The organism is Pseudonocardia hydrocarbonoxydans (genome assembly GCF_006539565.1).
Lineage (GTDB): Bacteria > Actinomycetota > Actinomycetes > Mycobacteriales > Pseudonocardiaceae > Pseudonocardia > Pseudonocardia hydrocarbonoxydans.
The window spans coordinates 1-25,635 of sequence record NZ_BJNG01000033.1; the positions used below are offsets into that span (position 1 = coordinate 1).

Sequence of the window (25,635 nt, forward strand, 5' to 3'; positions counted from 1 at the left end):
ACCGTCGACGGTGCGCGCGGGGGCGGACGGTACGCGCGAGGGCCGAGCCGACGCGGGTGGCTCAGCCGGCCGCCTCCGCGGCGGCGTCCCGCTCGGTCGACGCGCCCGCCGAGGTGAGCTCGCCGCGGGAGTTCTCCAGGTGCGCCCGGACGAACCACTGGTACTGCTCGAGCTCGCCGGACTGCGCGATCAGCATGTCCTGGGTGACCGGGTCGGCCTCCTCGGTCCGCGCGATGGCGGCGCGGTGGTCACCGATCACCCCGGTGTAGACGAGGTCGAGCGCGCCCAGGTGGGCGAGGGCGTCGGCGCGGCCGACGGAGTAGTCGTCCCAGGTGCGCTCCGCGACGAGCGCACCCGGCGTCCCGGCGGGCGAGCCGCCCAGGGTGGCGATGCGCTCCGCCACGTCGTCGACCATCGTGCGCACGCCGTCGACCTGCGGGTCGAGCATGGTGTGCACGGCGATGAAGTGCGGCCCGACGACGTTCCAGTGCACGTGCTTGAGCGTCAGGGCGAGGTCGTTGAGGGCGTGCAGCCGCGCCTGCAGGAGTTCGACGACCAGGACGGCGTCCTTCTCCTCCATGCCCGGCACGGTGTAGCCGACGGTGGACGAGTCGTGAGTCATGTCCACCGGATACCCCGCCGCCCCCCGCACCAATCCGCGCCTCGACCGTGCGGCGGTGGGAGCGGCCGCTACGAGGCCGCCGGGACGGTCCGGCCCGCCCGCTCCTCGGGAACGGGCACCAGCTCCACCGTGACCGTCAGCTGCGTGCCGTCGCGGGCGGTGGTGGTCGGCCCCAGCGAACGCAGCAGGTGCAGCACCGCGCCGTTCGCGGCGAGCACGTCGGCGGTGAACCTCGTCACACCCTCCTCGCGCGCACGGCGCGCGAGCCGGCGCAGCAACAACCCGCCGAGCCCCCGACCCTGCCACTCATCGGACACGGTCAACGCCAGGTCGGCCTCGTGCGGGCGGACCGCCGACCGCACGAACCGGGCGACGCCCACGCCCGTCTCGACCCCGCCCTCGACGGCGACCGCGCCGATCGCCTCGTGGTCGCGGTGGTCGACCCGGGTGAGGAACTCGAGCTGGCGGGGGGTGAGCCGGCGCAGCGGGCTGAGGAACCGGCGGAACCGCGACTCCTCGCTCAGCCGCGCGAAACCCGCGGCCAGCAGCGCGGCGTCCGCGGGCTGCACCGCGCGCAGCGTCACGCGCCGCCCGTCGCGCAGCATGTCCTCGCGCCCATCGGTCATGCCTCCGGTGTACCCGGACGAATCACCGCGAACCCGGCAACAGGACGCACATCACCCGGGCCCGGGCCGCGCCGACGGCGACATCCGGGCCGATCGGGGGCCCGGAACGGCACCCACCGGGCCCCCGCGCGGGCCGGGCTCCCCGGGTACGCTCCCCCGCGTGCGGATCCCGGCATCTCCCCAGCGGACCCCCCTCCGATGAGCGGGCTGTTCGCGCTGCTCGACGACGTCGCCGCGCTCGTCCGCCTCACCGCGGCCTCGCTCGACGACATCGCGGGCGCCGCCGGGCGGGCCGGCGTCAAGGCGGCCGGGGTGGTCGTCGACGACGCGGCGGTCACGCCCCGCTACGTGCAGGGGCTCGAGCCCAAGCGCGAGCTGTCGATCATCGGGCGGATCGCCAAGGGCTCGCTGCGCAACAAGCTGCTGTTCATCCTCCCGGCCGCGCTGCTCCTGAGTCAGTTCGCGCCGTGGCTGCTTACGCCCATCCTCATGCTGGGCGGCACGTACCTGTGCTACGAGGGCGCGGAGAAGATCTGGGAGCTGATCTCCGGGCACCACGCCTCGCCGGAGGAGACCCAGGAGTCCGCCGCGGCCGACCCGGCGGCCCACGAGAAGAAGGTCGTGTCGGGCGCGGTCCGGACCGACTTCATCCTCTCCGCCGAGATCATGGTCATCGCGCTGAACGAGGTCGCGTCCGAGGGCCTGCTCTCCCGCGCCGCCATCCTGCTCGTCGTGGCCGTGGCCATCACGGTGCTCGTCTACGGCGTGGTGGCGCTCATCGTCAAGATGGACGACGCCGGCCTGGTGCTCGCCGCGCGCGACTCCGCGCCGGTGAGCGCGCTGGGGCGCGGGCTGGTGCGGGCGATGCCGATCGTGCTCTCGGTGCTGTCCACCGTCGGGATCGCGGCGATGCTGTGGGTCGGCGGCCACATCCTGCTCGTCGGCATGGAGGACCTCGGCTTCGCGCCCCCCTACGCCTTCGTGCACCACGTCGAGGTGCTCGTGCACGACGCCACGGGTGCGCTCGGCGGGTTCCTCGGCTGGCTCACCAACACCGCCCTCTCCGCGGTCGCGGGGGCGATCGTCGGCGCCGTGGTCGTGGCCGTGCTGCACCTGCTCCCGAAGCGGACGGCGGGCGCCGCGCACGCCTGACGCCCGGTCTCCGGTACCCGGGCCGGGGGCCGCGGCGGATACTGCGGCCGTGGACCGAGACCCGTGGACGTCCTGGTTCGACCCGACCGCGCTGCTGCGCGCCGGGGCCGCGCTGACCCCGGTGGGCGCGCTGGAGGCCCTGCTGCGGACGGCGGGCCGCCGCCTGGCGGGCCGCCGGATCACGGTGCCGGGCTCCGGCGGCGAGCTCTCCCTGCGCTGGGACGCGCCGTCGCTCGACCCCGACCCGGTGGGGCTGGCACTGGGGCAGCTCGACGACGTGCGCCTGCTCGCCTCCGACGTCCGGTGGCGCGACCTGGAGTGCCACCGCCTCGTGCTGGTGTGCCGCAACGTGCACGTCCGGCCGCTGCCGGTCCCCGTCGCCGTCGCCGCGCCGGTGACCCTCGAGCTGGCCGTGCGGACGGAGGTGCTGCGGCGCAGGTTCGCCGCCGAACGTCCCGGGTGGGCACTGGAGCCCGCCGGGGCCGGGGCGGCCCGCCTGCGGTGGGCGCGGCACCCGTCGTGGGGCTCGGTCGGCGTCGAGGCCGAGGTGAGCGGCTCGGCGCTACTCGTCCGGCCGCGGACGCTGACGGTCGGCTCCCGCCGGATCCCGCTGCCGGCGTGGGCCCCGGCGCGGCGCGTCGCCCTGCCGGCCCTCCCCCGCGGCCTGCGACTGCGGGAGATGGCGGTCGGCGACGACGAGGTCGTGCTGCACCTGGTCGCCGACGAGTGGCGCGAACAGGTGCCGACGGGCCGGTTGGAGAGCCTCCTCGGGCGATTGACATAGTTATCACGCGCGCGTAGTTTGTCGATCACATCGGCCCGACACCGCCAGGAGGATCGCCATGAACGCACCGACCGACGAGTTCGTCCGCATCGCCGAGCAGAGCCGCAAGGCCGTCACCGCGGCCGTGCACGCGTGGGGCGAGACGCTGCAGAACGCCGCCGGCTCCCTCGCCTTCCCGGCTCCGCTGCCCGGCCGGGACCAGACCCTCGCCGTCGTGGACTCGTGGTTCGACGTGGCCGCACAGGTGCTCGCCGAGCAGCGCGCCGCGACCACCGCGCTGGTCACCCGCACCCACGAGGCCGCCGCCACCGTCTCCGAGCAGGCGGGCGCGATGGCGGCCACCGTCACCGAGAAGGTCGCCGCCGCCACGGAGGCCGCGTCCGAGACTCCGTCGAAGGCCCGGACGCCGCGCAACGGCGCCACCCGCCCCGCCTGACGGACCCCCTCCCGCCGCCGCGCGGTCAGGTCCAGCGGCGACCGGACCGCGCGGCCCAGTACGCGGGGGCGGGCTCGGCGAGGCCCGCCAGCTCGTCGAGCACCCCGGGCGGCAGGGTCGGGGCCGCGACGTTGCTCGCGAGCTGCTCCGGCGTGACCGCTCCGGACAGCACCCGCCAGACCCAGGGCTGGGCCAGCGCCGCGGCCACGGCGAGACCGTCGACGCTCGTGCCCAGCTCGGCGGCGAGCGCGGCGGCCCGGCGGGCGCCGGGCGTGCCGTCGACGCCGCCGGGGGCGAGCCGCCCGTTCGCCACCGCCTCCTTGACGATCACCCGGGCGCCCGCCGCGGCCGCCTCGGCCAGCGCGGGGCCCACCGAGGGCTCCAGCACGTTCCAGGTCGACTGGATCGAGGTGAACAGCGGCTCCCCGCCGACGCGGACGGCCAGGGCGCGGCGCACGGCGGCCGCCTGGTCCGGGCCCGACGTCGACGCCCCGACGCGGACGCCCCCGTCCCGCAGCCGGGCCAGCGCCCCGTGCAGCGGGGTGTCGTCGAGCACGCCGGTGTCGAGGGTGGCCGAGTGCACGTGGTAGACGTCCACGCGGTCGCCGAGCAGCGCGCGGGTCTGCGGCCACTGGGCCTCGAACGCGGCGAGCGAGTGGTCCTTCACCTCGTGCACCTCGGCGTCCACCCGCCAGTCGCCGACGTAGCGGTAGCCCCACTTCGAGCCCACCTCGACGTCGGCGGCGTCCGGCCGGGCGGCCAGCCAGCCGGCGAGGAACTCCTCGGCCCGGCCGTAGGACCGCGCGACGTCGACGTAGCGCACGCCCGCCGCGTACGCCGCGTCGAGCACCTCCCCGGTGCGGCGGCGCAGGTCCTCCACGGTGCGCCGCGCGCCGAGGTCGGCCGCCCGTCCGGCGGTGAGGTAGGCCGGGCGGGCCAGCGCGGCCAGGCCGATCCCGATCCTCATGCGCTGGCCGGGGGCCGCAGCCGGTCGGGTGCGGGCGGCGGCCACGCCTGGGCCCCCAGCTCCCGCGACACCGCCCGCGCCGCGGCGCGCAGCGCGTCGACGGCGGAGGCGGCGGGCGGCCACTCGCTCGCCGGCACCACCAGCCCGATGGCCCCGGCGGCCTCTCCCCCGGCGTCGGCCAGCGGGGCGGCGATCCCGCACTCCCCGAGCACGGCCTCCTCGGCCTCGGTGGCGATCCCGGTGCGGCGCACCTGGTCGAGCTGGGCGTCGAGCGCCACCGGGTCGGTGATCGTCTCGCCGGTCATGCCCCGCCCGGTGACGTCGACGAGGCCGGCGGGGTCGAACGCGAGCAGCGCCTTGCCCAGCGCGCAGGCGTGCGCCGGGATGACGATGCCGACCTCCGGCATCTGGCGGGTGCCGTCCGGGCGCGGCTCGTGGTGCACCACCACCACGTCGCCGAGCAGCAGCACGCCGGTGCGCACGGCGCACCCGGTGCGCCGGGCCAGCTCGTCGGCCCAGGTCGCCACGCGCGAGCGCAGCTCCAGCGTGTCGAGGTAGACGTTGCCCAGGCGCAGCGTGGCGGGCCCGAGCCGGTAGCGCTGCGAGTCGCGCTCCTGCGCCACCATCCCGTGCGCCAGCAGGGTGCGGATGATGCCGTGCACCGTCGACGGCGCGAGGCCGAGCCGGCCGGCGATCTCGCCGAGGCTCAGCCGCCTGCTGCCCTGCAGCACCGTCAGGATGCGCAGCGCGCGGTCCACCGACTGGATCACTGGCATCCCCACTCCTGCGTTCGGCCTCTTGTGGGCCCGGTCACAGCAGCGTAGCGTCCGATCCGTGTTCGGCATAGTCGAACGTTATTCGAGACACAGCCCCGGGTGGGGCGTCGCGGTGGCCGCCCGGCTGGTCCCGCGCCTCGTCGCCGGCCCGGCCCCGGCCCGGCCGGACGCGCCCGTGCCCGCCGTCGAACCCGCGCACGCCCGAGGGAGGAACCCGTGAAGAAGCTCATCAACGACCCCGCCGACGTCGTCGCCGAGGCCCTGCTCGGCATCGCCGCCGCGCACCCCGACCTCCGGGTCGACCACCGGCACAAGATCGTCTACCGGGCCGACGCGCCCGTGTCGGGCAAGGTCGGGCTGATCTCCGGCGGCGGGTCGGGGCACGAGCCGCTGCACGGCGGCTTCGTCGGCCCCGGGATGCTCGACGCCGCCTGCGCCGGGGAGGTGTTCACCTCCCCGGTCCCCGACCAGATGCTCGAGGCCACCAAGACCGTCGACGGCGGCGCGGGCGTGCTGCACGTCGTCAAGAACTACACCGGCGACGTCATGAACTTCGAGATGGCCGCCGAGCTCGCCGCGAGCGAGACGGGCGTCGACGTCACCTCCGTGGTGGTCGACGACGACGTGGCGGTGCAGGACAGCCTCTACACCGCGGGGCGCCGCGGCGTCGGCGTCACGGTGCTGCTGGAGAAGATCGCCGGGGCGGCGGCGGAGGAGGGCAGGCCGCTCGCCGCGGTCGCCGAGGTGGCGCGGCGGGTCAACGGGAACGGCCGCAGCATGGGCATGGCGCTCACCTCCTGTGCCGTGCCCTCCGCGGGCGCGCCCACCTTCGACCTGCCCGAGGACGAGATGGAGATCGGCATCGGGATCCACGGCGAGCCCGGCAGGCGGCGGGTGCCGCTGGCGCCCGCCCGCCAGGTGGCCGAGTACCTGATGGAGCCGATCCTCGCCGACCTCGACTTCACCGGCGGCGACGGCGTCATCGCGTTCGTCAACGGCATGGGCGGCACCCCGCTGATCGAGCTCTACGTCATGTACCACGAGGTCGCCACCATCCTGGAGAAGGCGGGCGTGCGGGTCGCGCGGTCGCTGGTCGGGCCCTACATCACCAGCCTGGAGATGGCCGGCTGCTCGGTCACCCTGCTCAAGGCCGACGACGAGCTGCTGCGGCTGTGGGACGCCCCCGTCCGCACCCCGGGCCTGCGGTGGGGCACGTGACCGAGCTTGCGAGGGCACCATTCGACACAGCACCGCCGGGCGCGGCGTTGACGAGCGTCAGCGAGGAGACGCTGTGACCGTGGAGCTCGCGGCGCTGGAGCGGTGGATCCGCGGGTTCGCCGCGCTGATCGGGGAGAACACCGCGCTGCTCACCCGGCTCGACTCGGCCATCGGCGACGCCGACCACGGCGCCAACATGGACCGCGGCATGACCGCCGTGGTCGCCGCGCTCGACCGGGAGCCCCCGGCGAGCGCGGCGGGCCTGCTCAAGCAGGTCGGGATGACGCTGGTGAGCACGGTCGGCGGGGCGAGCGGGCCGCTCTACGGCACGTTCTTCCTGCGCATGGCCACGGCGTCGGGCGAGGTCACGTCGCTGGACGGGCCGGCGTTCGCCAAGGCCCTGCGCGCCGGGCTGGAGGGCGTGGTCGCCCGCGGCAAGGCCGAGGCGGGTGACAAGACGATGTACGACGCGCTCGCCCCCGCCGTCGACGAGCTGGACTCCGCGCTGGCCGCGGGTGTGCCGCTCGGCGACGCGCTGGGCCGGGCGGCGGAGGCCGCCGACCGCGGGCGCGACGCGACCGTCCCGATGCTCGCCCGCAAGGGCCGGGCGAGCTATCTCGGGGAGCGCAGCGTCGGGCACCAGGACCCCGGCGCGACGTCGTCGGCGCTGCTCGTCGGGGCCGCCGCCGCGGCCGTGGGCCCGTCGGCCGCCGCGCCGTGACGGACCGGCAGCCACCGGGACCCGGCGGGGAGACCGTCGGCCTGGTCGTCGTCTCGCACAGCCGGGCGCTGGCCCGCGCGGCCGTCGCGCTGGCGGGCGAGATGCTGCACGGCAGGCCGGTGCGGATCGAGGTGGCCGCCGGGCTGGACGAGACGACCTTCGGCACCGACGCCGGGCGCATCCTGGAGGCGGTGACGGCGGCCGACCGGGGCTCCGGCGTGGTCGTGCTGATGGACCTCGGCAGCGCCGTCCTGTCCGCCGAGCTCGCTCTCGAGCTGCTCGACGACGCGGCGCGCGAGCGGGTGCTCCTCTGCCCCGCACCGCTCGTCGAGGGCCTGGTCGTCGCCGCGGTGGCGGCGGCGGGCGGGGCGGGGCGCGACGAGGTGGCGGCCGAGGCCGGCGGGGCGCTGGCCGGCAAGATATCGCACCTGGGCGTGCCCGCCCCGGCCCCGCCCGCCGACGACCCCGGGCCGGGCGGGCCGGACGCGGTGTTCACCGTGACGAACCCGCACGGCCTGCACGCCCGACCCGCCGCCCGCGTGGTGCAGGCCGTGCGCATGCTCGACGCGCGGGTCACCCTGCGCAACCGCACCACCGGCTCGGCGTGGGTGCCCGCGTCGAGCCTGTCCAAGGTGGCCACCCTCGGCGTCCTGTGCGGCCACGAGGTCGAGGTCCGGGTCGGCGGCGCGCAGGCCCGCGAGGCGCTCGACCACCTGCTGGCCCTCGCCGCCCGCGACTTCGACGAGGGCCCGGCCCCCGCCGTCGAGCGCCCCGCGGCCGCGCCGGCCGGCCGGCCGCTGCCCGCGTCGCCCGGCGTGGGCATCGGACCGGCCTGGTCGGTGCCCGCCACGCCGGTCGAGGTGCCCGTCGCACCGCCCGCGGACGACCCGGCCGTCGAGTGGCGGCGGCTGAAGGAGGCCATCGCCACCGTCCGGCGGGCGGTGCAGCGGATCCGCGCGGGCGCCGTCCGCGAGGTCGGGGAGCCGGCCGCCGCGATCTTCGACGCGCACCTGCTGCTGCTCGACGACGCCGACCTGCTCGCCGACGTCCGCGCGCTCGTCGACGGCGGCCGATCCGCGGCGGCGGCGTGGTCGGCCACGCTGGGCCGGGTCGGCGCCGAGCTCGGTGCCCTGTCCGACCCGTACATGGCGGCCAGGGCGGCGGACGTCGCCGCGGTCGGCGACCAGGTGCTGCGCGCGCTGCTCGGCGTCACCCGCGGGGACCCGAGCCCGACCGGCGTGCTCGTCACCGGTGACCTCACCCCGGCCGAGGCCGCCGATCTGGACCGCGAGCGCGTCACCGCCGTCGTCCAGGCGTTCGGCAGCCCCAGCGCGCACAGCGCCATCCTGCTGCGCGCCCGCGGCATCCCGGCGGTCGTGGGCGCGGGCGCCGAGGTGCTCGGCGTCGCCGACGGCACGCTGCTCGCCGTCGACGGCGGCCGCGGCGAGGTGGTCGTCGACCCGTCGGCGCGGGTGCAGGAGGCGTTCCGGGAACGGGCGGCGGACCTCGCGCGCCGCGCGGCCGACGCGCTGGCCCACGCGTCCTCGCCCGCCGTCACGCGCGACGGCGTCGAGGTGGCGGTCGGGGCCAACGTCGGGTCGGCCGACGACGCCCGCGCCGCGGCCGCGGCGGGCGCCGACCTCGCCGGGCTGGTGCGCACCGAGTTCCTGTTCCTGGGCCGGGACGCGGCGCCGGACGTCGACGAGCAGGAGGCCGTCTACCGCGGCATCGCCGATGCGCTGCACGGGCGGCGCATCACGCTGCGCACCCTCGACGTCGGCGGCGACAAGCCGCTGGGCTACCTCCCGACGGCCCCCGAGGCCAACCCCTTCCTCGGCGTCCGCGGGATCCGGCTGTCGCTCGCGCGCCCGCAGCTGCTCGCCGACCAGCTCCTCGCGGTCGTCCGGGTGGCCCACGACGTGCCCGTGGACCTCATGTTCCCGATGGTCGGCACGCTCGACGAGCTGCTGGCCGCCCGCGCCCTGCTCGACGACGCCGTCACGCTCGCCGGCCGCGGCGCGCCGGCCGGGCTCCGGGTCGGGATCATGGTCGAGGTGCCCGCCGCCGCGCTCAAGGCCCGCGCGTTCGCCCCGCACGTCGACTTCTTCAGCGTCGGCACCAACGACCTCACCCAGTACGCGCTGGCCGCCGAGCGGGGCAACGACGCGGTGGCCGCGGTCGCCGACCCGTTCGACCCGGGCCTGCTGCAGCTCGTGGGCGCGGTGTGCCGGGCCGGGCGGCCGGTCGCGGTGTGCGGGGAGCTGGCCGCCGACGAGCGGGCCACCGCGCTGCTCGTCGGGCTCGGGGTGCGGGAGCTGAGCGTGGCCCCGCGGGCCGTGCCCGGCGTCAAGCAGGCGGTGCGGGCCCTCGACGGGCGGGAGGCGGCGGCCACCGCGGCCGCCGCGCTGGACGCCCCGACCGCGGCCGCCGTCCGCCTGCTCCTCGAGGCCGAGCCGTCCCGGGGCGGCCGGTGACCGGTCCGCCGGGCCCGTCAGAGGAACAACGTGGGGGCTCCCCCGCTCACCAGGAACACCACCGGGCCGACCGCGGTGCCGTCCCGGGCGGCCGCCAGCAGCCCGGCCATCGCCTTGGCCGCGAACACCGGGTCCAGGAACACCCCCTCGGTGCGCGCCACCAGCGCCGCGGCCGCCTCCCCCTCCGGCGAGCGGGCCCCCTTCGCCGGGCCGAGGAACCCGTCGACGACCACGGGCGGCGCGGACGCCCGCGGCGTCCCGATCAGGTCGCTCGCCTCGGCGGCGATCCGGTCCACCCGCTGCGCGGCCTCCGCGGCCGGCCTGCTGACGGTGACCCCGACGACGTCGTAGCCCGGCCGCAGCCAGGCCTGGGCGGCGCGGAGCCCGGCGTGGGTGCCGCACGAGCCGGTGGCCAGCCACAGCTGCGCCGGGGCGAGGCCGGTGTCCTGGAGCTGGCCGGCCAGCTCCAGGCCCGCGGCGACGTAGCCCAGCGCACCGACGCCGGTGGCCCCGCCCCGGCCCATCGCGTACGGCGTGCGCCCCGCCGCCGCGAGCTCCGCCGCCACCGCCGCCACGCCGCGGTCCACCGAGCCGCGGTCGTCGTCGCCGGTGAACCGGACCTGCGCCCCGGCCGACACCGCCAGCGCCAGGTTGCCCACCGGCTCCACCGGGTGCCCGAAGTGGACCAGGACGGTGTCCATCCCGCGCGTGCGCCCGGCCAGCGCCGCGAGCATCGCCCAGTTGGACTGCGGCGCGCCGCCGGTCACCAGGACGTCGCAGCCCCGGCCCCGGGCGTCGGCGAGCAGGTACTCCAGCCCGCGCACCTTGTTGCCGCCCAGCCCCAGCCCGGTGAGGTCGTCGCGCTTGAACCAGATCTCCACGCCCGCCGCCGCCGAGAGCCGCGGCGCCGCCACCAGCGGGGTGGGGAACGTGCCGAGCCGCACCCGCGGGACGCCGAGCAGCCCGGTCACCGGGCCACCCCGGCGAGCGCCCGGTCGACGAACGCCGTCGCCGCACCGAGCGCGTTCGCGGGGTTCAGCGCCGCCGCCAGCTCGGCCTCGGTGAGCCCGTCCGGCCCGACGAGCCCGGCCGCCCGCAGCGCCGCCTCCAGGTCGACGCCCGCGTCGAGACCCGCCATCGTCGCCGCGTAGACGGCCTCGTGCGCGGCGTGCTTGCCCAGCCGCAGCGCCAGCACCCGCAGCACCGGCTCGGACAGCACGTAGCCGCGCTGGGCGTCGACGTTGGCCCGCATCCGCTCCGCGTGCACCTGCAGCCCCTCCAGCAGCCGGGCCGCGAACCCCAGCGCCGCCGCGGTGAGCAGGCTCGACTCCGGCAGCAGCAGCCACTCGGCCTTCCACCCACGCCCGTCGCGCTCGTGCAGCGCGACCATGCCCTCCACGGCGAGCCCGGCGTTGGTGCGCACCACCCGGCCGAGGGTGTCGAGGTGCTCGGCCAGCTCCGGGTTGCGCTTGTGCGGCATCGTGATGCTGCCGACCTGTCCCTCGGTGAACGGCTCGCTGATCTCCCCGAGTTCGGGGCGCTGCAGCTCGTAGATCTCGTTGCCGATCTTGGCCAGGGTGGCCGTGACGAGGGCGAGCAACGTGGCGAACTCGGCCACCCGGTCACGCGCGGTGATCCACGGCCCCTCCGGGACGCCGAGGCCGAGCCGCGCCGCGAACGCGTCGAGCAGGTCCAGCGCGTGCTCCCCCCAGAACTCCATGGTGCCCAGCGCCCCGCCGAGCTGGACGACGGCCAGCCGCGGCCGGGCCTGCGCCACCCGCTCCCGGTGGCGCGCCAGCTCCGTCGCCCAGACCGCGGCCTTGAAGCCGAACGTGATCGGCAGCCCCGGCTGGCCGTGGGTGCGCCCGCACATCACCGTGTCGCGGTGCCGCCGGGCCAGGTCGAGCGCGGCCGCCTCGCACCGCGCGAGGTCGCGGTCGACGATGTCGAGCACCGAGCGCATGACCAGCGCGAACCAGGTGTCGGTGACGTCCTGCACGGTGGCGCCGTAGTAGACCCACTCCGCGGCGCCGGGCGGGAGCAGCGCGCGCAGGCAGCGGATCAGCCCGAGCGTGGAGTGCCCGGTGGCGCGGGTGCCCGCGGCCACCTCGTCCAGGTCCAGCAGCTCGACGCGGGCGTGCGCCCGGATCGCCGCGGCCGCCTCCGCGGGGACGAGCCCCAGCCCGGCCTGGGCGTCGGCGAGCGCGGCGAGGACGTCGAGCCAGGCCTGGGTGCGGCCGTCGTCGTCGAACAGCTCGTGCGTCTCGGGGGTGGACCACAGGTGCCGGTAGACCACCGAGTCGGCGGGGTGCGCGCTCACAGCAGGAGCTTACGAAGCCCCTCGCGCACCTCGTCGAGGTTGGCGCCCCACGGCACCACGGCGGTCCGGTCCCCCACCTCGAGGCCGCGCTCGATGAGGCAGCACTTGGTCAGGGTGAACCCGTCCCCACCCGCCCTGGCCCGCGGGCACAGGTCGACCCGCTCGGGCTCGTCGCCGTAGAAGTGCCGGTGGAACTGCAGCGACCGCTCGCAGCCGATCATCAGCCAGTCCCCGCGCTCGGCGGGGCGGGTGTCGAGGAACGCGACGGGCGCGCCGAGCCCGGTGCCCCCGGAGGATCCGACGCTGCCGCGACAGGGCAGCAGGTAGCCCTGCGCCGGGTGCGCGGCGGCCAGCGCGTGCACGTCCACCGCGTCCAGCACCAGCTCCACCGGGGGCAGGTCCTCGTCGTAGGCGACCGCCTGCTCGGCCTGCGCGAAAAGCTTCGGCGGGTGCGGTGGCACCACCTCGGTGACCCGGACCGGGATCGGGGCGGGCTCCCAGATGAAGTTGACGTGCTCGAACCGCCCGAGCACGACGGTCACCCGCGCGGCCGGGTCGGCGGCGGCGGCGAGCGCGGTGGCGTTGCCGACGTCGGTCTCCGTCGACCCGACCCACGCCGTCTCGTCGGGGCCGGCGAGCACCCGCGCCTCCACGACGGGCGAGAACAGCGGGTCGAGGCTCGCCTTGACCACGCCCACCAGCGCGGTGTCGGTGCCCGAGCGCAGCGCGAGGAAGTCGGTGCGGCGGTAGACCTCGCGGCCGTCGAGGTGCGCGAGGATCGCCGCCTCGGTCAGCGGGAAGTCGACCTCCTGCACCGACAGCCCCCGGTACGGGTGCGCGCGGGTGTTCGGCGGCGGGATCGGGATCATGGCGCTCCCCCGGGTTCGATGGTGCCGCCACGGTAGCGACCGGCGGCCGCGGGACCGTCGGCCCCGCCGTCACGGCACCGTCCCGGCGCCGTCACGGTGACCGTCGGCGGGATGCCGGGTCGGCACGGGCGGCCGCCGGGGTTCGGGCCCCATGTCCCGGGTGCCCGGGACGTCCGGTCCTGACCGGGTGCGCCGGTGTCGGGCAGCGTGGCCCCAGGCGCCCGCGCGTGCACGAGCCCGTCACCGGCGGCGCCGCCCGACCGAGGGGATGAGGGCCATGATGTGGTCGTACGGCACCGCGATGAACGGGTGGGGCTACGTGCTGCTGGCCGTGGGAACCGTGCTGCTGTGGGTGATCGCCGCACTCGTCGTCGCGGCCCTGGTCCGCGACCGCGGGCCCGTCGCCACCGGGGACCGGGCGGAGACCCCGGAGGAGATCCTCGCCGACCGGTTCGCCCGGGGCCGCATCGACGAGGAGGAGTACCGCACGCGCCTGCAGATCCTCCGGGAGCAGCCGCCCGTCGGGTCCTGACCCGGGTCGCCCGGTTCGCGACGATCGCCCGGAGAACACCGCATCGACCCCTCGATGCCCGGCTCGCGCCGTATCCGTCGCCTTCCCCGAATCGTTCCCGGAATGATTTCCGACCGTCCCGTCGACCACCCGGTGTATTCCGGGTCGTCCGTCCGGTTCGGCACATTCCCGAAGAATGCCGGCCGGGTCGACGGCGACCGGATCAACGGGTCCGCGGCGCGGTTTCCGGATCGCGTTCCAGGACGTGTTCGAGCAGGGTCACCAGGACGGTCTTGCACGATTCCCGCTCGCGGGCGTCGCAGACGACGACCGGGGTGTCCGGGGCGACGTGCAGCGCGGCCCGCACGCGCCCGGTCCCGTGGGCCTGCACCCCGTCGAAGGCGTTGAGCGCGACGACGAACGGGATCCGCCGTCGCTCGAAGAAGTCGACGGCAGGGAAGCACCGGTCGAGCCGTCGGGTGTCGGCCAGCACCACCCCGCCCGGCGCCCCGGCCGCCAGCTCGTCCCAGAGGAACCAGAAGCGCTCCTGCCCGGGGGTGCCGAACAGGTAGAGGACGACCTCGTCGTTGATCGTGATCCGGCCGAAGTCCATCGTGACCGTGGTCGAGGTCTTGTCCCCGGCGTGGGTCAGGTCGTCGACCGCGCTCCCGAGCTCGCTGAGCAGCTCCTCGGTGCGCAGCGGCGCGATCTCGCTCACCGCCCCGACCAGCGTGGTCTTGCCGACCCCGAAACCGCCGGCCACGAGCAGCTTCACCGCCGAGTACGGCCGGTCCACGCGGTCCTCAGAGCCGCCGTACGCCATCGATCACCGTCCGGATGAGTTCTCGGTCCAGACCGACGTCGTCGCGGTCCGGGGATCTGACGAACACCGCGCCGCGCTCGATCAGGTCGCCGACGAGCACCTTGGCGGCCCCGATCGGCGGGTCGAGCGCGGCGGCGAGCTCGGCGACGGAGTGCGGCCGCGCGCAGAGCCGCAGGATGTGGCGGTGCTCGGGCCCCGGGGCGTCGGCGTCGGCCGCCACGGTGACCACCAGCGAGACCATGTCGAGGAACTGGGAGGGCCGGGTCCGGCCCCGGGTCACCGCGAACGGCCGGACCAGCGGGCCGGCGTCGTCGTCGAACCACGGCGCCTCCGGGCCCGTCACGGCGCCTCGCCGCCCGCGGCCCGCCGCGTCCCGACGCCGAGATGGTTCCCGACCCGCCGCACCAGGACGTGCATCTGGTACGTCGCGGGACAGGCGGGACCAGCCGGGCGAGGCCACGAGCTCGAGCGCGCGCGCCCGGACCGGCTCGACGAGTGCGGGCACCGTGTCCTGGAACGACTCCAGCTCGGCGGCGTGCAGGACGTACTCGGGGTAGACCGACAGTTCCAGCACCTGCCCGGCCGAGGCGCCGGCCAGGACGGTGGCGTCCGCGGTGCCGAGGCCGGCCGCGACGGCGACCGAGGCGGTGCCGAAGGCCGCGGCCACGTCCGCGTCGCCGCCGACACCGTTGTCCTGCAGGACCGTGACCAGGGGTTCCACGACCGGCTCGAACGACTCGTACACCGCGGCCGGGTCGGCCCCCTCGGCGATCCGCAGGCGCACCTGCGGCAGCTCGCCCGCGGCCGCGACCAGCTGCCCGACGGTGCGTCGCAGCTCCGGGGCGTGGGGCGTCGCCCCCGCGAGCGCGGCGACCTCCCCCGCGGCCAGGTCCGCACGCGCGCGGGCGGCCGACACGTCGCCACCGAGGACCAGGGCGCGCCGCTCGTCGAGCACCGCGGTGAACAGGTCCTCGGCGACGTCGACGCCGCGGACGACGAGCTCGGCGTCGGACCGGACGCGGGACGCGTCGTCGGACAGGAACCAGCCGACCCCCAGTACCGCGGCGACGAACACCACCGAGGGCACCAGTGCGGTCGCCAGCAGGCGGGTCCGCAGGGACGTGGGCGTGGCGGGGTGGGCGACGGGCGCGGTCACGCGGGGTCTCCTGACTCGAACTCGCGGCGGGCCGCGGTGCGTGGTTCGGACCCCGAGACCGAATCCCGACGCGCGGCGGGCCGCGGTCCACGGGGAACGGGCGCGACCGGGCGTCAAGTTACCGCAACCCGGCCCGCCGATTCGCCTTCATCGCGCGACCACGCGATTACCCGACGCGATATGCGCTGATAGCACGGATCGGGTCCCGGAGAGGTTCACCGGAAATCCGTCCGAATCGCCGCGATGATTACCCCGAACGGCCGTCCCGGCGTGCCGCCGCAATCCGCTGGCGGCGTGCGGAACGGCGTCGACAATGCGCGGCCGGCCCGGTGGGTGACAATCGCCGCACCGTCCAGTACGGTGCCGTCGTTCTCGAATCCGGCCATCGGGGAACCGATTCGACGACCGCGGCGGAACGCTCCCCCGGCGTCCGCCCGCCCCCCGTTCCCACCTGGAGACAGGACGCCGACGGGCTGTACACACGTCTCGGGCTGCCCGCTGTTCCCGAAGCTGAACGCGAGCCTGCGCGGCTGGCGCGACGCCTACTGCGACAGCGACACGGGCTGGTCGGCCTGCGCCCGCTACCAGCGGTCCCTCAGCGGACAGGTCGTCCCGCTGACCCTGCTGCCCAACGGGCGCGACGCACTCGCGATCGCCCCGACCGAGCCGGTCGGTGCGGCACCGTCCCGTTCCCGCTTCGCCCCGCGGACCCTCGACGGGCTGCCGGGATCCTTCGAAGCCGCGCCACCGCAGGCGCGGCCGGTGCCGCCGCGGGCCGCGGTGCTCCCCCGGCCCGCGGCGGTGCTCACCGCGGAGGGCCCCACCCCGGACCCGCAGCCCGGGCGGCCCGGCTGGTGGGCCCGGCTCCTCGAGTGGCTGCGGAGCGCGGCGTGAGCGCGTACTGGCCGTGGTGGGCGGGCGCCGTCGCCCTCGCCACGGTGACGATCGGCTACACCGTCCTCAGCGACCGGTCCCTCGGCATCTCCTCGGCGTGGGAGCGGGTGCTGCACTGGCGGGAGGAGCGGGAGATCGAACGGCTCGACGCCCGCCTCGGCGACGACGACGCCCTGGAGGCGGCGCTCGCCGCCGCCACGCGCCGGGAGTTCGGCGCGCTCGCCGTGGCGTCCCCGGCCACCGACGCGGCGCCCGACCCCGGACCGGCCGCCCGGCCACCCGCTCCCCCGCGGCCGGCACCCCTGGTCACCCAGGCCGCCCTGCTGGTCTCGGTGTTCGTCGGCGGCCTGGTGGCCGCGCTGACCTCCGGGCGTTTCGAGGTCCGGGCCGACATGGGCGAGGCGTTCGGCCGCATCGTCACCGACAACCCGGTGACGATGGTCGTGGTGCTGTTCACCGGCGGGGTGCTCGTCGGATTCGGGACGCGCCTGGCCGGTGGCTGCAGCAGCGGGCACGGCCTCAGCGGCTGCGGCCGGCTCCGCCCGGTGAGCATCCTCGCCACGGCGGTGTTCTTCGGCACGGCCGTGGTCGTGTCCCTGCTCCTGGGCGGGATGTCGTGATGTCCGCGCATCCCCTCGCCCCGCCCGCGCCGCGCCGCGGCCGCACGCGCGGCTCGGTGCTGGCCGCCTGCGTCCTCGCCGGCCTGGCCCTCGGCTACACCGTCACCCGCATCGGCTTCGCCGACTTCGGCGAGGTGCACGCCATGTTCACCTTCGCGGACCTGCGGATGCTCCTCGCGTTCCTCGGCGCCGCGGCGCTGGTCGTGGTGGCGTTCCTGGTGCTGCGGGTGCGGCGCACGCCCGGCCGGATCCACGCGGGGGTCGTGCCCGGCGCGGTGCTCTTCGGCACCGGGTGGGCGATCTCGGGCGGCTGCCCGGCGATCCCGATCGTGCAGGTCGCCTCCGGCTACCTGCCGGCGGTGGTCACGATCGGCGGCATCGTCGTCGGCATGTACCTGTCCCGCTGGGCGAACGCCCGCTACCTCCACCTCGACCGGGGGTCCTGCGACGTGTAGCACAGGCCCGGCGGCGGACGCCGCCGTCCGGGCGGTGCGGCCGTCAGCGCGCGGCCCGGATCCCGTCGACCCAGTCGTCGATCCGCTCCCACCACGTGTAGAGCCACTCCACCTGCGCCTCCTCGCCGTGCGGCACCTCGGCCGCGGGCACCTGCCACCAGCGCATCCGCACGATCCCGTCCAGCGGCAGCTCGCGCCAGACGTCGGCCAGGGTGAACAGGTGGTCCAGCCCGGCGTGCGCCACCCACACGACGTCGGCGCCGGGTGCCGCGGCGAGCGCGGCGGCGACCCCGCCGGGGCGGGGCGGCAGGACGTGGCGCATCTCCTCCGACCGGCGCGCCATCTCCTCGAGGCCCTTCGCCCGCAGCCGCTCGATGCCCGCCAGGCGGCGGCGCCGGGTGAAGTTGCCGCCCTCGGGGAAGAGGACGAAGGCGTCGTCGTGGTCCAGCGCGGTGGCCAGCTCCCCGATGCGCCGCAGCAGCCCGTCGTCGGCGCGGCCGGGGACGAACGTGGTGGGCAGCCGGTTGAACAGGACGTCGAGGGCGGGGTCCCACTGCATCGCCTCGGTCAGCACGATCCGCGGCTCCCGCGCGTACCAGTTGGTCAGCGCGTGGATGAGCAGGAACGAGTCGCCGGGCCCGGCGTGGCGGCAGAACACCAGCAGCGGCCGGTCGAGGTAGTCGTCGGGCGAGGGGCCCTCGACCTCCACGCGCAGCCGCAGCGCCCGCGCGGCCTCCCGGTAGAGCACCCGCAGGTACCAGGCGGCCAGCTGGTAGTGCAGGTACTGGATGCGCGGGGTCCGCAGCGCGGCCCCGAACCCGGCGAGCAGCCACAGCCCGAACAGGGCGACCAGCAGCACGCACTCCAGGACCAGCGCGACCACCCCCACCCACAGGACGCGCAGCGCGCGCCACCGGCCGGGCAGCAGGGGCGAGAGCGCGGCGGCCAGCAGGAGCCACACCGGCAGGGTGGTCAGGACGACCAGGGTCACCACGATCATGGCGGGGGCGAGCACCGTGCGGCGGACCCACCGCGGCGGCAGGTTCACCGTCCGCCCCCGGTGCCGAGGTGGGTCCGCAGGTGGGTCGCCGACGCCTCGTACGCGGCGGCGATCCGGTCACCGGCCGCACCCACGTCCCGGTAGCGCAGCGCCGCCCGGCTGTCCCAGCGCGGCGGGCCGGACCCACCCGTCGGCAGCACGTGCACCTCGACCCCGTCCGGCACGGCGGCCAGGTCCCGGGCGTACCGGTGACGGCGGGCGATCTCGAACGCCACCATCGCCACCTCCCACGGGCGCCGCGGCGGCCGCAACGGCTGGGCGATACGCCCGACCTGCAGCACGAACACACGCGCGGCACCCAGCTCGACGGCGCGCCCCAGCGGGATGCTGTTGACCAGCCCCCCGTCGAGGTAGTGCCGGCCGTCGACGACCGCGGGCGGCAGCAGGCCCGGCACCGCCGCCGAGGCCATGACCGCGTCCACGACCGGGCCGCGGTCGAACCAGTGCTCGGAGGCGTCCTCGATGCCCGCGGCGCAGCACTCGAAGCGCACCGGCAGGTCCTCGATCCGCCGCTCCCCCAGCACCTCGGTGACCGCCCGGCGCAGCGGAGAGGCCGAGTGCGCCGCGACGCCGCTGCGGGCCAGCTCGCGCAACCGCCCGAACGTCCCGGCCGCGAACAGCGCGCGGGCGTCGGGTGAGGACCACAGCGCGTCGAGCCGGTCGGCGGCCTCCGCGGGCTCCACCGCGGCCAGGACCGCACCGTTGAGCGCCCCGACCGAGGTGCCCAGCACCAGGTCGGGCCGGATCCCGGCGTCGGTCAGCGCCCGCAGCATCCCGACCTGCACCGCGCCCAGGACACCCCCGCCGCCCAGCACGAACGCCGTACCGCCGGCGCCGTCGTCGTCCATCTGGTCCTCCGGGTCGGGTAGCCGGACCGTACCCGGACGGTGCCCCGCCCGCCGTTCCCGGCCGGGGGCTGGACGGCACCCGCCGGGCGGTCGACGATCGGGGCATGACGGACGAGCGGCACCCGCCCGCCACGACCGCGGGCGCGGACCCGGCCCGGCGGCTGCTGCGGGCCGCGTCGGCGATGGCAGTGGGCTACGCCGACACGGTCGACGGGCGCCGGGTCGCGCCGGACCCGGCCGCGGTGGCCGCGCTGGCGGCGTTCGACGAGCCCCTTCCGGAGACCGGACTGGACCCGCTCGCGACCCTGCGGCTGCTCGACGAGGTCGGTGGCCCGGCCACCGTGGCCTCGACCGGCGCCCGCTACTTCGGCTTCGTCACCGGCGGCAGCCACCCGGTGGCGCAGGGGGCGGCGGCGCTGACCGCGGCGTGGGACCAGAACGCCGCGCTGCCGGTGATGTCGCCGGTGGCGGCGCGGGTGTACGACGTGGTGGCCGGGTGGCTGGTGGACCTGCTCGGCCTGCCGGCCGGTACCCGGCCGGTGTTCGTCAGCGGCGCCACCGTCGCCAACGCCGCGTGTCTGGCGGCGGCCCGGGACGCGGTGCTCGCCGGGCTCGGCTGGGACGTCCAGTCCGACGGCCTGTTCGGCGCGCCCCCGATCGAGGTCGTCGTCGGCGAACGGGCGCACTCCACCCTGTCCAAGTCACTCGGCCTGGTCGGGCTGGGGCGGGACCGGGTGACCGTCGTCCCGGCCGACGACCAGGGCCGGCTGCGCGCCGAGCGGCTGCCCCGCTCGACCGGTCCCGTCCTGGTGTGCGCCCAGGCGGGCGAGGTCAACACCGGCGCCTTCGACCCGTTCGACGCGATCGCCGACTGGCTCGCCGAGCGCTCCGGCTGGCTGCACGTCGACGGCGCCTTCGGGCTGTGGGCCCTGGCCGACCCCGGCCGGGCCGGGCTGACGGCCGGGCTGGACCGGGCCGACTCGTGGGCCACCGACGGTCACAAGTGGCTCAACGTCGGCTACGACTGCGGCATCGCGTTCACCCGCCACACCGCCGACCTGCACCGCACCTTCACCGCGGCCGCCGGTTACCTGCCGGCCGCGACCGGGCCGGACCGCTTCGAGGCGATGCACCACACCCCGCAGTCCTCGCAGCGGGCCCGGCAGTTCGAGGTGTGGGCGGTGCTGCGGACACTGGGCCGGGCGGGCGTGGCCGAGCTGGTCGCCCGCACCTGCACGGTGGCCGTGGCGATCGCGGACGGCCTGCGCGCCGGGGGCCTCACCGTCCTCAACGACGTCGTCCTCAACCAGGTCCTGGTGCGGCTGCACGACGGCCCGACCACCGAGGCACTGATCGCCGCTGTGCAGGACGACGGGCGGATCTGGTGCGGCCCGACCCGCTGGGCCGGGGAGACCGCGATGCGGATCAGCGTGTCGTCCTGGAGGACCGGCCTCGACGACGCCGCCGCCGCCGTCGACGCCGTCCTGGACCGCGCCTCGCGGCTGCACCCCGCCGGCCGGGCACCGGGGGTGCCGGGCACCTGACGGTGTCCCGCCGCCGCCCCGCCCCGCCCGGCGGAACACGGGCGTCGCGGCGGCCGTTGCACCGGTCATGCCCGGAGACCCCGAGACCAGCCCGCACGCCGACATGTCCCGGTCCCAGATCGACCGGATCCTGGAGACCGGCACCACGGAGGGGGTCCACGTCCAGGGCAGCCCCGTCGTGCTGATCACCTACCGGGGCCGGAAGACCGGCGCGCTGCGCCACCTCCCGTGCATGCGCGTCGAGCACGAGGGCTCCTACGCCTGCGTCGCGTCCAAGGGGGGCGCGGCGGAGAACCCCGGCTGGTACACCAGCCTGCGCGACGAACCGGCCGTCGAGCTGCAGGACGGCACCGTGACCCGGGGCTACCTGACCCGCGAGGTCACCGGCGACGAGCGCGCGGCCTGGTGGGAGCGCGCCGTCGCGGCGTACCCCGACTACGCCGAGTACCAGCGGCGGACCGACCGCGAGATCCCCGTCTTCGTGCTCGAGCCGCGGGACTGACCCGTCACGCGGGTGTCCCCCCGAGCCGCTCGGCGATGTCGGCGCGCAGCGCCTTCTTGTCGATCTTCCCGACCGTCGTGGCGGCCAGCTCGTCGACCAGGACGAGGTGCTCGGGCAGCTTGAACCGGGCGACGCCCATCGCGTCCATCGCGGCGCGGATCTCCTCCAGCGTCACCGCCGCCCCGGGGCGCGGCACCACGTAGAGGCACACCCGCTCCCCCAGCTCCCGGTCCGGCATCGCCACCGCGGCCACCTGCGCGACCGAGGGCAGCTGGTAGACCAGGTTCTCGACCTCCTCGGCCGAGATCTTCTCCCCGCCGCGGTTGATCATGTCCTTGTCGCGGCCCTCGACGACCAGGTCGCCCCCGGGCGTGCGCCGGCAGATGTCGCCCGAGCGGTACCAGCCGTCCCCGGTGAACGCGCGGGCGTTCTGCTCGGCGGCCCGGTAGTAGCCGCGCGGGGTGTAGGGGCCGCGGGTGAGCAGCGACCCGGGCTCGCCCTCGGGGACGTCGCGGTCCAGCTCGTCGACGAGCCGGACCTCGTCGTCGGGGCACATCGGGCGCCCCTGGGTGGTACAGACGACGTCGTCGGGGTCGTCGAGGCGGGTGTAGTTGAGCAGGCCCTCGGCCATCCCGAACACCTGCTGCAGCGCGCACCCGAGCACCGGGGCGACCCTGCGGGCCAGCTCGTCGGCCAGCCGGGCGCCGCCGACCTGCAGCACGCGCAGCGGCGACGGCGGCCCGTGCTCCGCGGCGTGGTCGAGCCAGCGCCCGGCGACGGCGGGGACGACGGCGGTGTGCGTGACCCCCTCGGCGGCGATGGTCGCGAACGCGCGCGCCGGCTCCGGCGAGGGCAGCATCACCACCCGGCCCCCGGCCAGCAACGTCCCCAGGATGCCCGGGCAGGCCAGCGGGAAGTTGTGCCCGGCGGGCAGGCTCACCAGGTACACCGACCCCGCGTCGATCCCGGCCATCTCCGCGCTGCGCCGGGCGTTGTAGGCGTAGTCGTCGTGGGTGCGGGCGATGAGCTTGGGCAGCCCGGTCGTGCCGCCGGACAGCAGGAACACCGCGACGTCGCCGCTGTCCGGGCCGGGGACGTCCGCCGCGGGTCCAGGGGCGCAGAGCGTCCGCAGGTCCACGCCGCCGGGCGCGACGTCGTCGCCGGCGACGAGGACGTGCCACGGGCCGTCGGTGACCTCGGTTACGTCGCCCGCGAGGTCGTGGGCGAGGCCCTGATGGTCGAACCCGCGCAGCCGGTCGGGCACCGCGATCGCGGTGGCCTCGGCGTGCCGGGCCAGGTAGACCAGCTCGGTGCGGCGGTGCGCGGGCAGCGCCATGACCGGCACGATCCCGGCCCGCAGGCAGGCCAGCGTCAGGACGACGAACTCCCACCCGTTGCCCAGCTGCACCACGATCCGGTCGCCCCGGGACATACCCAGCTCGCACAGCCGGGCGGCCGCCGCGTCGGCCCGGTCGGCGAGCTCGCGGTGGGTGAACCGGGTCCCGGCCCCGTCGACGAGCGCGGGCGCGTCGGGCGCGCGGTCGGCCACCTCGCGCAGCAGCGCGCCCAGCGTCGACCCGGCCCAGTAGCCCTTCGCGCGGTACTCCTGCGCGACGTCCGCCGGCCACGGCACGGTGTGGTCACTGATCGGGGTGGGCATCATCGGCCTCCTCGGACGGCGGGACGGCGGACGCGGGGACGACGACGGCGTCGAGGGCGACGAGGCCGTCGGCGGTCAGGCGCAGCGGGTTGATCTCGATCTCGTCGAGGCCGGGGTTGGCCGCCAGCAGGTCGCCGAGCCGGGCGACGACGGTGCCGAGCTCGGCCGGGTCGAGGGCGGGCCCGCCGCGCCAGCCGTCCAGCAGGGCGCGCCCGGCCAGCTCGGCGACCATGGCGGCGGCCTCACCCGCGCCGACCGGGGCCGGCCGGATCGCGACGTCGGCCAGCGCCTCGGCCGTGGTGCCGCCGAGCCCGAGCAGCACGACCGGCCCGAACACCGGGTCGCGCCGGGCCCCGACGACCAGGTCGACGCCGGGCGCGGCCATCGCCTCGACGAGATGGCGGCCGGTGCCGAGCCGGTCCAGCGCCGCGTCGAGTCCGGCCGCGTCGGTGATGCCGAGGTGGACGCCGCCGACCTCGGTCTTGTGCCGGACCGCGGCGTCGAGGATCTTCACCGCGACCCGTCCGCCGAGGTCGGCGAGCGCGGCGTGCGCGGCCGCGCGGCCTGCGCAGACCCGGCGCGGCGGCGTGGCGATGCCGAGCCGGCCGAGCAGGGCCTTGGCCCGGTCCTCGTCGTGCGCACCGCCGATCCCCGTCGGGACCCGTTGCCCGGGACCGGCGGGCACCGGGCGGGCCTGCGCGCGGGCGTCGGCCAGCAGCGCGCCGACCGCGGCCGCGACGCCCCGCGGGTCGGCGGCGACGGCGACCCCGGCGTCGAGCAGGGCACGGCGGGACGCGACGACGGCGTCGCCGGTGCCGCCGACGCCGAGCACGACGGGCACGTCCGGGTCCCGGCCCTCGGCGGCGGCCGCGACGAGGTCGACGGCGTCGGGCTCGTGCAGCGCGTACCCGGCGACCAGGTCGACCTGCGGGTCCGCGGCGACGGCGCGCAGGACCCGCCCGAGCTCGGGGCCGGGCCGGCCGGTGTCGACGGGGTTGGCCTGGTAGGTCAGCGGCGGGAGCAGGGTCCCCAGCGTGCTGCGGGTCGCCGCGCCCAGCTCCGGCACGCGGGCACGGCGCCCGCGCAGGTCGTCGAGCAGCAGCAGCCCGGGCCCGGCCTGCGCGGTGACGACCCCGACGCCCGGGTCGGCGGCGGGCCGGGCACGGGTGACCGACAGCGCGCCGACCGCGTCGACGAGCTCGCGCTCGTCGTCCACCAGCACGGCCCCAGCCTGGGCCAGCGCGGCCCGGGTGGTGCGCCAGGAGGTGGCGAGCGCGCCGGTGTGCGAGGCGGCGAACGCGGCGACGTCGTGGCGCCCCACGACGAGGGCGACGACGGGCGTGCGCGCGGTGAGCCGGCGCACCGCGGCGACGAGCCGGGGCCCGTCGGCGACGGACTCCACGTGCAGGGCGACCGCGCCGGTGTGCGGGTCGGCGGCGAGGTGGTCGAGCACGTCGGGGGCCGACACGTCCACGCCGTTGCCGATCCCGACCGCGAGGCTGACGCCGTGCCCGGCCTCGGCGAGCAGGAACGCCAGGGCGTGGTTGACCCCGCCGCTGGCCGCGACGACGGCGACCCGCCCGGGGCGGACCTGCGCGACGCCGGGCACGAAGCTGGCCGTCAGTCCGGCGTGCGGGGCGAGGAACCCGCTGGTGTTGGGGCCCAGCAGGCGGATCCCGGTGCGGGCGACGACGGCGGCCACCGCGTCCTGGAACCCGATCCCGGGCCCGCCCGCCTCCGCGAACCCGCCCCCGCAGACCACCGCCGCACCCGCCCCGGCGCGCGCGGCGTCGGCGAGGACGTCGGCGCACGCGGGCGCGGGCACGCAGATCATCGCGAGGTCGACCGGGCCCGCCTGCGCGGCCGCGGAGACGGTGGCGTGCATGCCGGCGTCACGGCCGTTGACCAGCGCCAGGTGCCCCCCGGACGCGGCGAACCCGCCCAGCGACCGGGCCAGGGCCGCGCCCAGCTTGCCCGGCGAGCGGGAGGCCCCGACCACGGCGACGCCGCGGGGTGCGAACAGCGCCGTCAGCCCGGTCGCGGCGTGCGGGCCGCAGTGGGGTGGCTGCACCGCAGCCGGGTTGCAGTGGGGTGGCTCCACCGCAACGGGCGGGCGGTGGCCGGGAGGCGGTGGTCGTCCGGTCACGAGGCGATCCCGACCAGGTCGGCGCGGCCGGACAGGACGGTGGTCAGTGCCCGGTCGCGGGCGTCGGCGTCACCGCCGTCGGGGTCGACGAGCAGGGCGGGCAGGCCGTGGTGCAGCCGAGCCCGTTCGCACAGCCGCGTGCGGGTGAGCGCGGAGCCCCCGTGCACGGCGACGAGCACGGGCCGGTCGCCCCAGTGGGCGAGCCGCGCCAGCGCGTCCGGCAGGCCGTCCTCGGTCTCCGGGGCGGCGAGCACGGCGCCCCACGGCCCGTCCCGCTCCCCGCCGAGCGGCAGCGAACCCGCCACACCCGTGGGCACGCCACCGGCCGCGGTGACGGTGACGAACCGGCCCGGGACGGACCATCCGTGGCGCTCGAACGGCGTCTCCAGGGGCTCGGCACCGTGGGTGGTGACCCACCCGTCGTGGCTCGCGGCGACGAAGTCGGGCGCCC

Annotated in this window: 26 protein-coding genes and 1 pseudogene; 12 read left to right on the plus strand and 15 right to left on the minus strand. The window is 76.8% G+C overall.

From position 1 onward, the window contains the following. Positions 1 to 61: 61 nt before the first annotated feature. Positions 62 to 622: a Dps family protein gene (locus tag PHY01_RS17845; protein ID WP_141280155.1), complete on the minus strand. Its 561-nt coding sequence runs from the start codon at positions 620 to 622 to the stop codon at positions 62 to 64. 68 nt (positions 623 to 690) lie between these two features. Then, a complete protein-coding gene (locus PHY01_RS17850) occupies positions 691 to 1,248 on the minus strand; it encodes a GNAT family N-acetyltransferase (protein WP_141280156.1) in 558 nt (185 codons plus the stop codon). Between the two features lie 198 nt (positions 1,249 to 1,446). Between PHY01_RS17850 and PHY01_RS17855 the strand changes: the two genes are divergently transcribed. Genes PHY01_RS17855 through PHY01_RS17865 form a run of 3 tightly spaced genes read left to right on the plus strand, consistent with a single transcriptional unit; the run spans position 1,447 to position 3,620 of the window. Beyond that, on the plus strand, positions 1,447 to 2,400 hold the full coding sequence (locus tag PHY01_RS17855) for a DUF808 domain-containing protein (protein ID WP_141280157.1): 954 nt from the start codon (positions 1,447 to 1,449) through the stop codon (positions 2,398 to 2,400). 49 nt (positions 2,401 to 2,449) lie between these two features. Beyond that, positions 2,450 to 3,184 (plus strand): LmeA family phospholipid-binding protein, encoded by a 735-nt coding sequence (locus PHY01_RS17860; protein ID WP_141280158.1) that lies wholly within the window; start codon positions 2,450 to 2,452, stop codon positions 3,182 to 3,184. A gap of 58 nt (positions 3,185 to 3,242) precedes the next feature. Beyond that, entirely contained in the window at positions 3,243 to 3,620 is a 378-nt protein-coding gene (locus PHY01_RS17865; RefSeq protein ID WP_141280159.1) for a hypothetical protein, read from the plus strand. Positions 3,621 to 3,645: 25 nt separating this feature from the next. Here PHY01_RS17865 and PHY01_RS17870 read toward each other — a convergent pair whose 3' ends face one another. Both PHY01_RS17870 and PHY01_RS17875 read right to left on the minus strand, forming a co-directional pair. Continuing rightward, on the minus strand, positions 3,646 to 4,587 hold the full coding sequence (locus PHY01_RS17870) for an aldo/keto reductase (RefSeq protein WP_141280160.1): 942 nt from the start codon (positions 4,585 to 4,587) through the stop codon (positions 3,646 to 3,648). Continuing rightward, the gene (locus PHY01_RS17875) at positions 4,584 to 5,363 is read right to left on the minus strand and encodes an IclR family transcriptional regulator (RefSeq protein WP_246085984.1); all 780 of its coding nucleotides are present in this window, start codon (positions 5,361 to 5,363) and stop codon (positions 4,584 to 4,586) included. Before PHY01_RS17875 ends, PHY01_RS17870 begins: the two co-directional genes overlap by 4 nt. Positions 5,364 to 5,579: 216 nt before the next feature. On the opposite strand from PHY01_RS17875, the gene dhaK reads away from it, so the two are divergent. The 3 genes from dhaK (at position 5,580) to ptsP (ending at position 9,776) form a co-directional block, all read left to right on the plus strand. Beyond that, entirely contained in the window at positions 5,580 to 6,581 is a 1,002-nt protein-coding gene (gene dhaK / locus PHY01_RS17880) for a dihydroxyacetone kinase subunit DhaK (protein WP_141280161.1), read from the plus strand. A 73-nt stretch (positions 6,582 to 6,654) separates the two neighbouring features. Continuing rightward, positions 6,655 to 7,302 carry a dihydroxyacetone kinase subunit DhaL gene (gene dhaL, locus PHY01_RS17885; protein ID WP_246085985.1) on the plus strand — a complete coding sequence of 216 codons (648 nt, stop codon included), beginning with the start codon at positions 6,655 to 6,657 and terminating at the stop codon, positions 7,300 to 7,302. After that, complete coding sequence (ptsP, locus tag PHY01_RS17890) at positions 7,299 to 9,776, plus strand: phosphoenolpyruvate--protein phosphotransferase (protein WP_246085986.1); 2,478 nt, start codon at positions 7,299 to 7,301, stop codon at positions 9,774 to 9,776. The genes dhaL and ptsP overlap by 4 nt, the downstream gene beginning before the upstream one ends. A gap of 17 nt (positions 9,777 to 9,793) precedes the next feature. On the opposite strand, the gene PHY01_RS17895 is transcribed toward ptsP, so the two are convergent. Genes PHY01_RS17895 through PHY01_RS17905 form a run of 3 tightly spaced genes read right to left on the minus strand, consistent with a single transcriptional unit; the run spans position 9,794 to position 12,965 of the window. After that, positions 9,794 to 10,747, minus strand: a complete 954-nt coding sequence (locus PHY01_RS17895; RefSeq protein ID WP_141280162.1) for a 1-aminocyclopropane-1-carboxylate deaminase/D-cysteine desulfhydrase — start codon at positions 10,745 to 10,747, stop codon at positions 9,794 to 9,796. Beyond that, positions 10,744 to 12,096 (minus strand): 3-sulfopropionylcysteine synthase XcbD, encoded by a 1,353-nt coding sequence (gene xcbD / locus PHY01_RS17900; RefSeq protein ID WP_141280163.1) that lies wholly within the window; start codon positions 12,094 to 12,096, stop codon positions 10,744 to 10,746. Before xcbD ends, PHY01_RS17895 begins: the two co-directional genes overlap by 4 nt. After that, positions 12,093 to 12,965, minus strand: a complete 873-nt coding sequence (locus PHY01_RS17905) for an XcbA family protein (protein WP_141280164.1) — start codon at positions 12,963 to 12,965, stop codon at positions 12,093 to 12,095. The genes xcbD and PHY01_RS17905 overlap by 4 nt, the downstream gene beginning before the upstream one ends. 277 nt (positions 12,966 to 13,242) lie before the next feature. Here PHY01_RS17905 and PHY01_RS17910 point away from each other — a divergent pair, with 277 nt between their 5' ends. Then, positions 13,243 to 13,497, plus strand: a complete 255-nt coding sequence (locus PHY01_RS17910) for an SHOCT domain-containing protein (protein ID WP_141280165.1) — start codon at positions 13,243 to 13,245, stop codon at positions 13,495 to 13,497. A gap of 202 nt (positions 13,498 to 13,699) precedes the next feature. Here the strand turns inward: PHY01_RS17910 and PHY01_RS17915 are convergent, their stop codons facing one another. The 3 genes from PHY01_RS17915 to PHY01_RS26610 all read right to left on the minus strand — a co-directional run bounded on the left by PHY01_RS17915 (position 13,700) and on the right by PHY01_RS26610 (position 15,841). Next, positions 13,700 to 14,299: a GTP-binding protein gene (locus PHY01_RS17915; RefSeq protein WP_141280166.1), complete on the minus strand. Its 600-nt coding sequence runs from the start codon at positions 14,297 to 14,299 to the stop codon at positions 13,700 to 13,702. Beyond that, positions 14,280 to 15,455 (minus strand): DUF742 domain-containing protein, encoded by a 1,176-nt coding sequence (locus PHY01_RS28125; RefSeq protein WP_307723980.1) that lies wholly within the window; start codon positions 15,453 to 15,455, stop codon positions 14,280 to 14,282. The genes PHY01_RS17915 and PHY01_RS28125 overlap by 20 nt, the downstream gene beginning before the upstream one ends. 215 nt (positions 15,456 to 15,670) lie before the next feature. After that, positions 15,671 to 15,841 carry a hypothetical protein gene (locus PHY01_RS26610; RefSeq protein WP_170183870.1) on the minus strand — a complete coding sequence of 57 codons (171 nt, stop codon included), beginning with the start codon at positions 15,839 to 15,841 and terminating at the stop codon, positions 15,671 to 15,673. Between the two features lie 376 nt (positions 15,842 to 16,217). On the opposite strand from PHY01_RS26610, the gene PHY01_RS28005 reads away from it, so the two are divergent. Genes PHY01_RS28005 through PHY01_RS17935 form a run of 3 tightly spaced genes read left to right on the plus strand, consistent with a single transcriptional unit; the run spans position 16,218 to position 17,424 of the window. Then, positions 16,218 to 16,349, plus strand: coding sequence for a hypothetical protein (locus PHY01_RS28005; protein ID WP_281283662.1), 132 nt, complete (start codon positions 16,218 to 16,220; stop codon positions 16,347 to 16,349). Then, the gene (locus PHY01_RS17930) at positions 16,346 to 16,969 is read left to right on the plus strand and encodes a YeeE/YedE family protein (RefSeq protein ID WP_141280167.1); all 624 of its coding nucleotides are present in this window, start codon (positions 16,346 to 16,348) and stop codon (positions 16,967 to 16,969) included. Before PHY01_RS28005 ends, PHY01_RS17930 begins: the two co-directional genes overlap by 4 nt. Next, the gene (locus tag PHY01_RS17935; protein ID WP_141280168.1) at positions 16,969 to 17,424 is read left to right on the plus strand and encodes a YeeE/YedE thiosulfate transporter family protein; all 456 of its coding nucleotides are present in this window, start codon (positions 16,969 to 16,971) and stop codon (positions 17,422 to 17,424) included. The genes PHY01_RS17930 and PHY01_RS17935 overlap by 1 nt, the downstream gene beginning before the upstream one ends. A gap of 43 nt (positions 17,425 to 17,467) precedes the next feature. Here PHY01_RS17935 and PHY01_RS17940 read toward each other — a convergent pair whose 3' ends face one another. Both PHY01_RS17940 and PHY01_RS17945 read right to left on the minus strand, forming a co-directional pair. After that, positions 17,468 to 18,472 carry a 1-acyl-sn-glycerol-3-phosphate acyltransferase gene (locus tag PHY01_RS17940; RefSeq protein ID WP_141280169.1) on the minus strand — a complete coding sequence of 335 codons (1,005 nt, stop codon included), beginning with the start codon at positions 18,470 to 18,472 and terminating at the stop codon, positions 17,468 to 17,470. Beyond that, a complete protein-coding gene (locus PHY01_RS17945; protein WP_141280170.1) occupies positions 18,469 to 19,332 on the minus strand; it encodes a patatin-like phospholipase family protein in 864 nt (287 codons plus the stop codon). The genes PHY01_RS17940 and PHY01_RS17945 overlap by 4 nt, the downstream gene beginning before the upstream one ends. 104 nt (positions 19,333 to 19,436) lie before the next feature. Between PHY01_RS17945 and PHY01_RS17950 the strand changes: the two genes are divergently transcribed. Continuing rightward, positions 19,437 to 20,876: a pyridoxal phosphate-dependent decarboxylase family protein gene (locus PHY01_RS17950; RefSeq protein ID WP_141280171.1), complete on the plus strand. Its 1,440-nt coding sequence runs from the start codon at positions 19,437 to 19,439 to the stop codon at positions 20,874 to 20,876. Positions 20,877 to 20,943: 67 nt separating this feature from the next. Beyond that, the gene (locus PHY01_RS17955; protein ID WP_141280172.1) at positions 20,944 to 21,378 is read left to right on the plus strand and encodes a nitroreductase family deazaflavin-dependent oxidoreductase; all 435 of its coding nucleotides are present in this window, start codon (positions 20,944 to 20,946) and stop codon (positions 21,376 to 21,378) included. A gap of 4 nt (positions 21,379 to 21,382) precedes the next feature. On the opposite strand, the gene PHY01_RS17960 is transcribed toward PHY01_RS17955, so the two are convergent. The 3 genes and pseudogenes from PHY01_RS17960 to PHY01_RS26615 form a co-directional block, all read right to left on the minus strand. Then, the gene (locus PHY01_RS17960; protein WP_141280178.1) at positions 21,383 to 23,038 is read right to left on the minus strand and encodes a (2,3-dihydroxybenzoyl)adenylate synthase; all 1,656 of its coding nucleotides are present in this window, start codon (positions 23,036 to 23,038) and stop codon (positions 21,383 to 21,385) included. Further along, complete coding sequence (locus PHY01_RS17965; protein WP_141280173.1) at positions 23,019 to 25,109, minus strand: acetate--CoA ligase family protein; 2,091 nt, start codon at positions 25,107 to 25,109, stop codon at positions 23,019 to 23,021. Before PHY01_RS17965 ends, PHY01_RS17960 begins: the two co-directional genes overlap by 20 nt. A gap of 71 nt (positions 25,110 to 25,180) precedes the next feature. Further along, positions 25,181 to 25,635 (minus strand): annotated as a pseudogene (locus PHY01_RS26615) (FAD-dependent monooxygenase); the annotation flags it as partial.

What these genes read in the sequence shown, in the direction of transcription:
- PHY01_RS17850 (WP_141280156.1), bottom strand. Translation starts at nt 1,248, where the DNA reads ATGACCGATGGGCGCGAGGACATGCTGCGCGACGGGCGGCGCGTGACG.
- PHY01_RS17960 (WP_141280178.1), bottom strand. Translation starts at nt 23,038, where the DNA reads ATGCCCACCCCGATCAGTGACCACACCGTGCCGTGGCCGGCGGACGTC.
- PHY01_RS17910 (WP_141280165.1), top strand. Translation starts at nt 13,243, where the DNA reads ATGATGTGGTCGTACGGCACCGCGATGAACGGGTGGGGCTACGTGCTG.
- PHY01_RS17915 (WP_141280166.1), bottom strand. Translation starts at nt 14,299, where the DNA reads ATGGCGTACGGCGGCTCTGAGGACCGCGTGGACCGGCCGTACTCGGCG.
- PHY01_RS17935 (WP_141280168.1), top strand. Translation starts at nt 16,969, where the DNA reads ATGTCCGCGCATCCCCTCGCCCCGCCCGCGCCGCGCCGCGGCCGCACG.
- PHY01_RS26610 (WP_170183870.1), bottom strand. Translation starts at nt 15,841, where the DNA reads ATGGCCGGATTCGAGAACGACGGCACCGTACTGGACGGTGCGGCGATT.
- PHY01_RS17905 (WP_141280164.1), bottom strand. Translation starts at nt 12,965, where the DNA reads ATGATCCCGATCCCGCCGCCGAACACCCGCGCGCACCCGTACCGGGGG.
- PHY01_RS17945 (WP_141280170.1), bottom strand. Translation starts at nt 19,332, where the DNA reads ATGGACGACGACGGCGCCGGCGGTACGGCGTTCGTGCTGGGCGGCGGG.
- PHY01_RS17855 (WP_141280157.1), top strand. Translation starts at nt 1,447, where the DNA reads ATGAGCGGGCTGTTCGCGCTGCTCGACGACGTCGCCGCGCTCGTCCGC.
- PHY01_RS17865 (WP_141280159.1), top strand. Translation starts at nt 3,243, where the DNA reads ATGAACGCACCGACCGACGAGTTCGTCCGCATCGCCGAGCAGAGCCGC.
- PHY01_RS17845 (WP_141280155.1), bottom strand. Translation starts at nt 622, where the DNA reads ATGACTCACGACTCGTCCACCGTCGGCTACACCGTGCCGGGCATGGAG.
- PHY01_RS17875 (WP_246085984.1), bottom strand. Translation starts at nt 5,363, where the DNA reads ATGCCAGTGATCCAGTCGGTGGACCGCGCGCTGCGCATCCTGACGGTG.
- PHY01_RS17950 (WP_141280171.1), top strand. Translation starts at nt 19,437, where the DNA reads ATGACGGACGAGCGGCACCCGCCCGCCACGACCGCGGGCGCGGACCCG.
- PHY01_RS17955 (WP_141280172.1), top strand. Translation starts at nt 20,944, where the DNA reads ATGCCCGGAGACCCCGAGACCAGCCCGCACGCCGACATGTCCCGGTCC.
- PHY01_RS17870 (WP_141280160.1), bottom strand. Translation starts at nt 4,587, where the DNA reads ATGAGGATCGGGATCGGCCTGGCCGCGCTGGCCCGCCCGGCCTACCTC.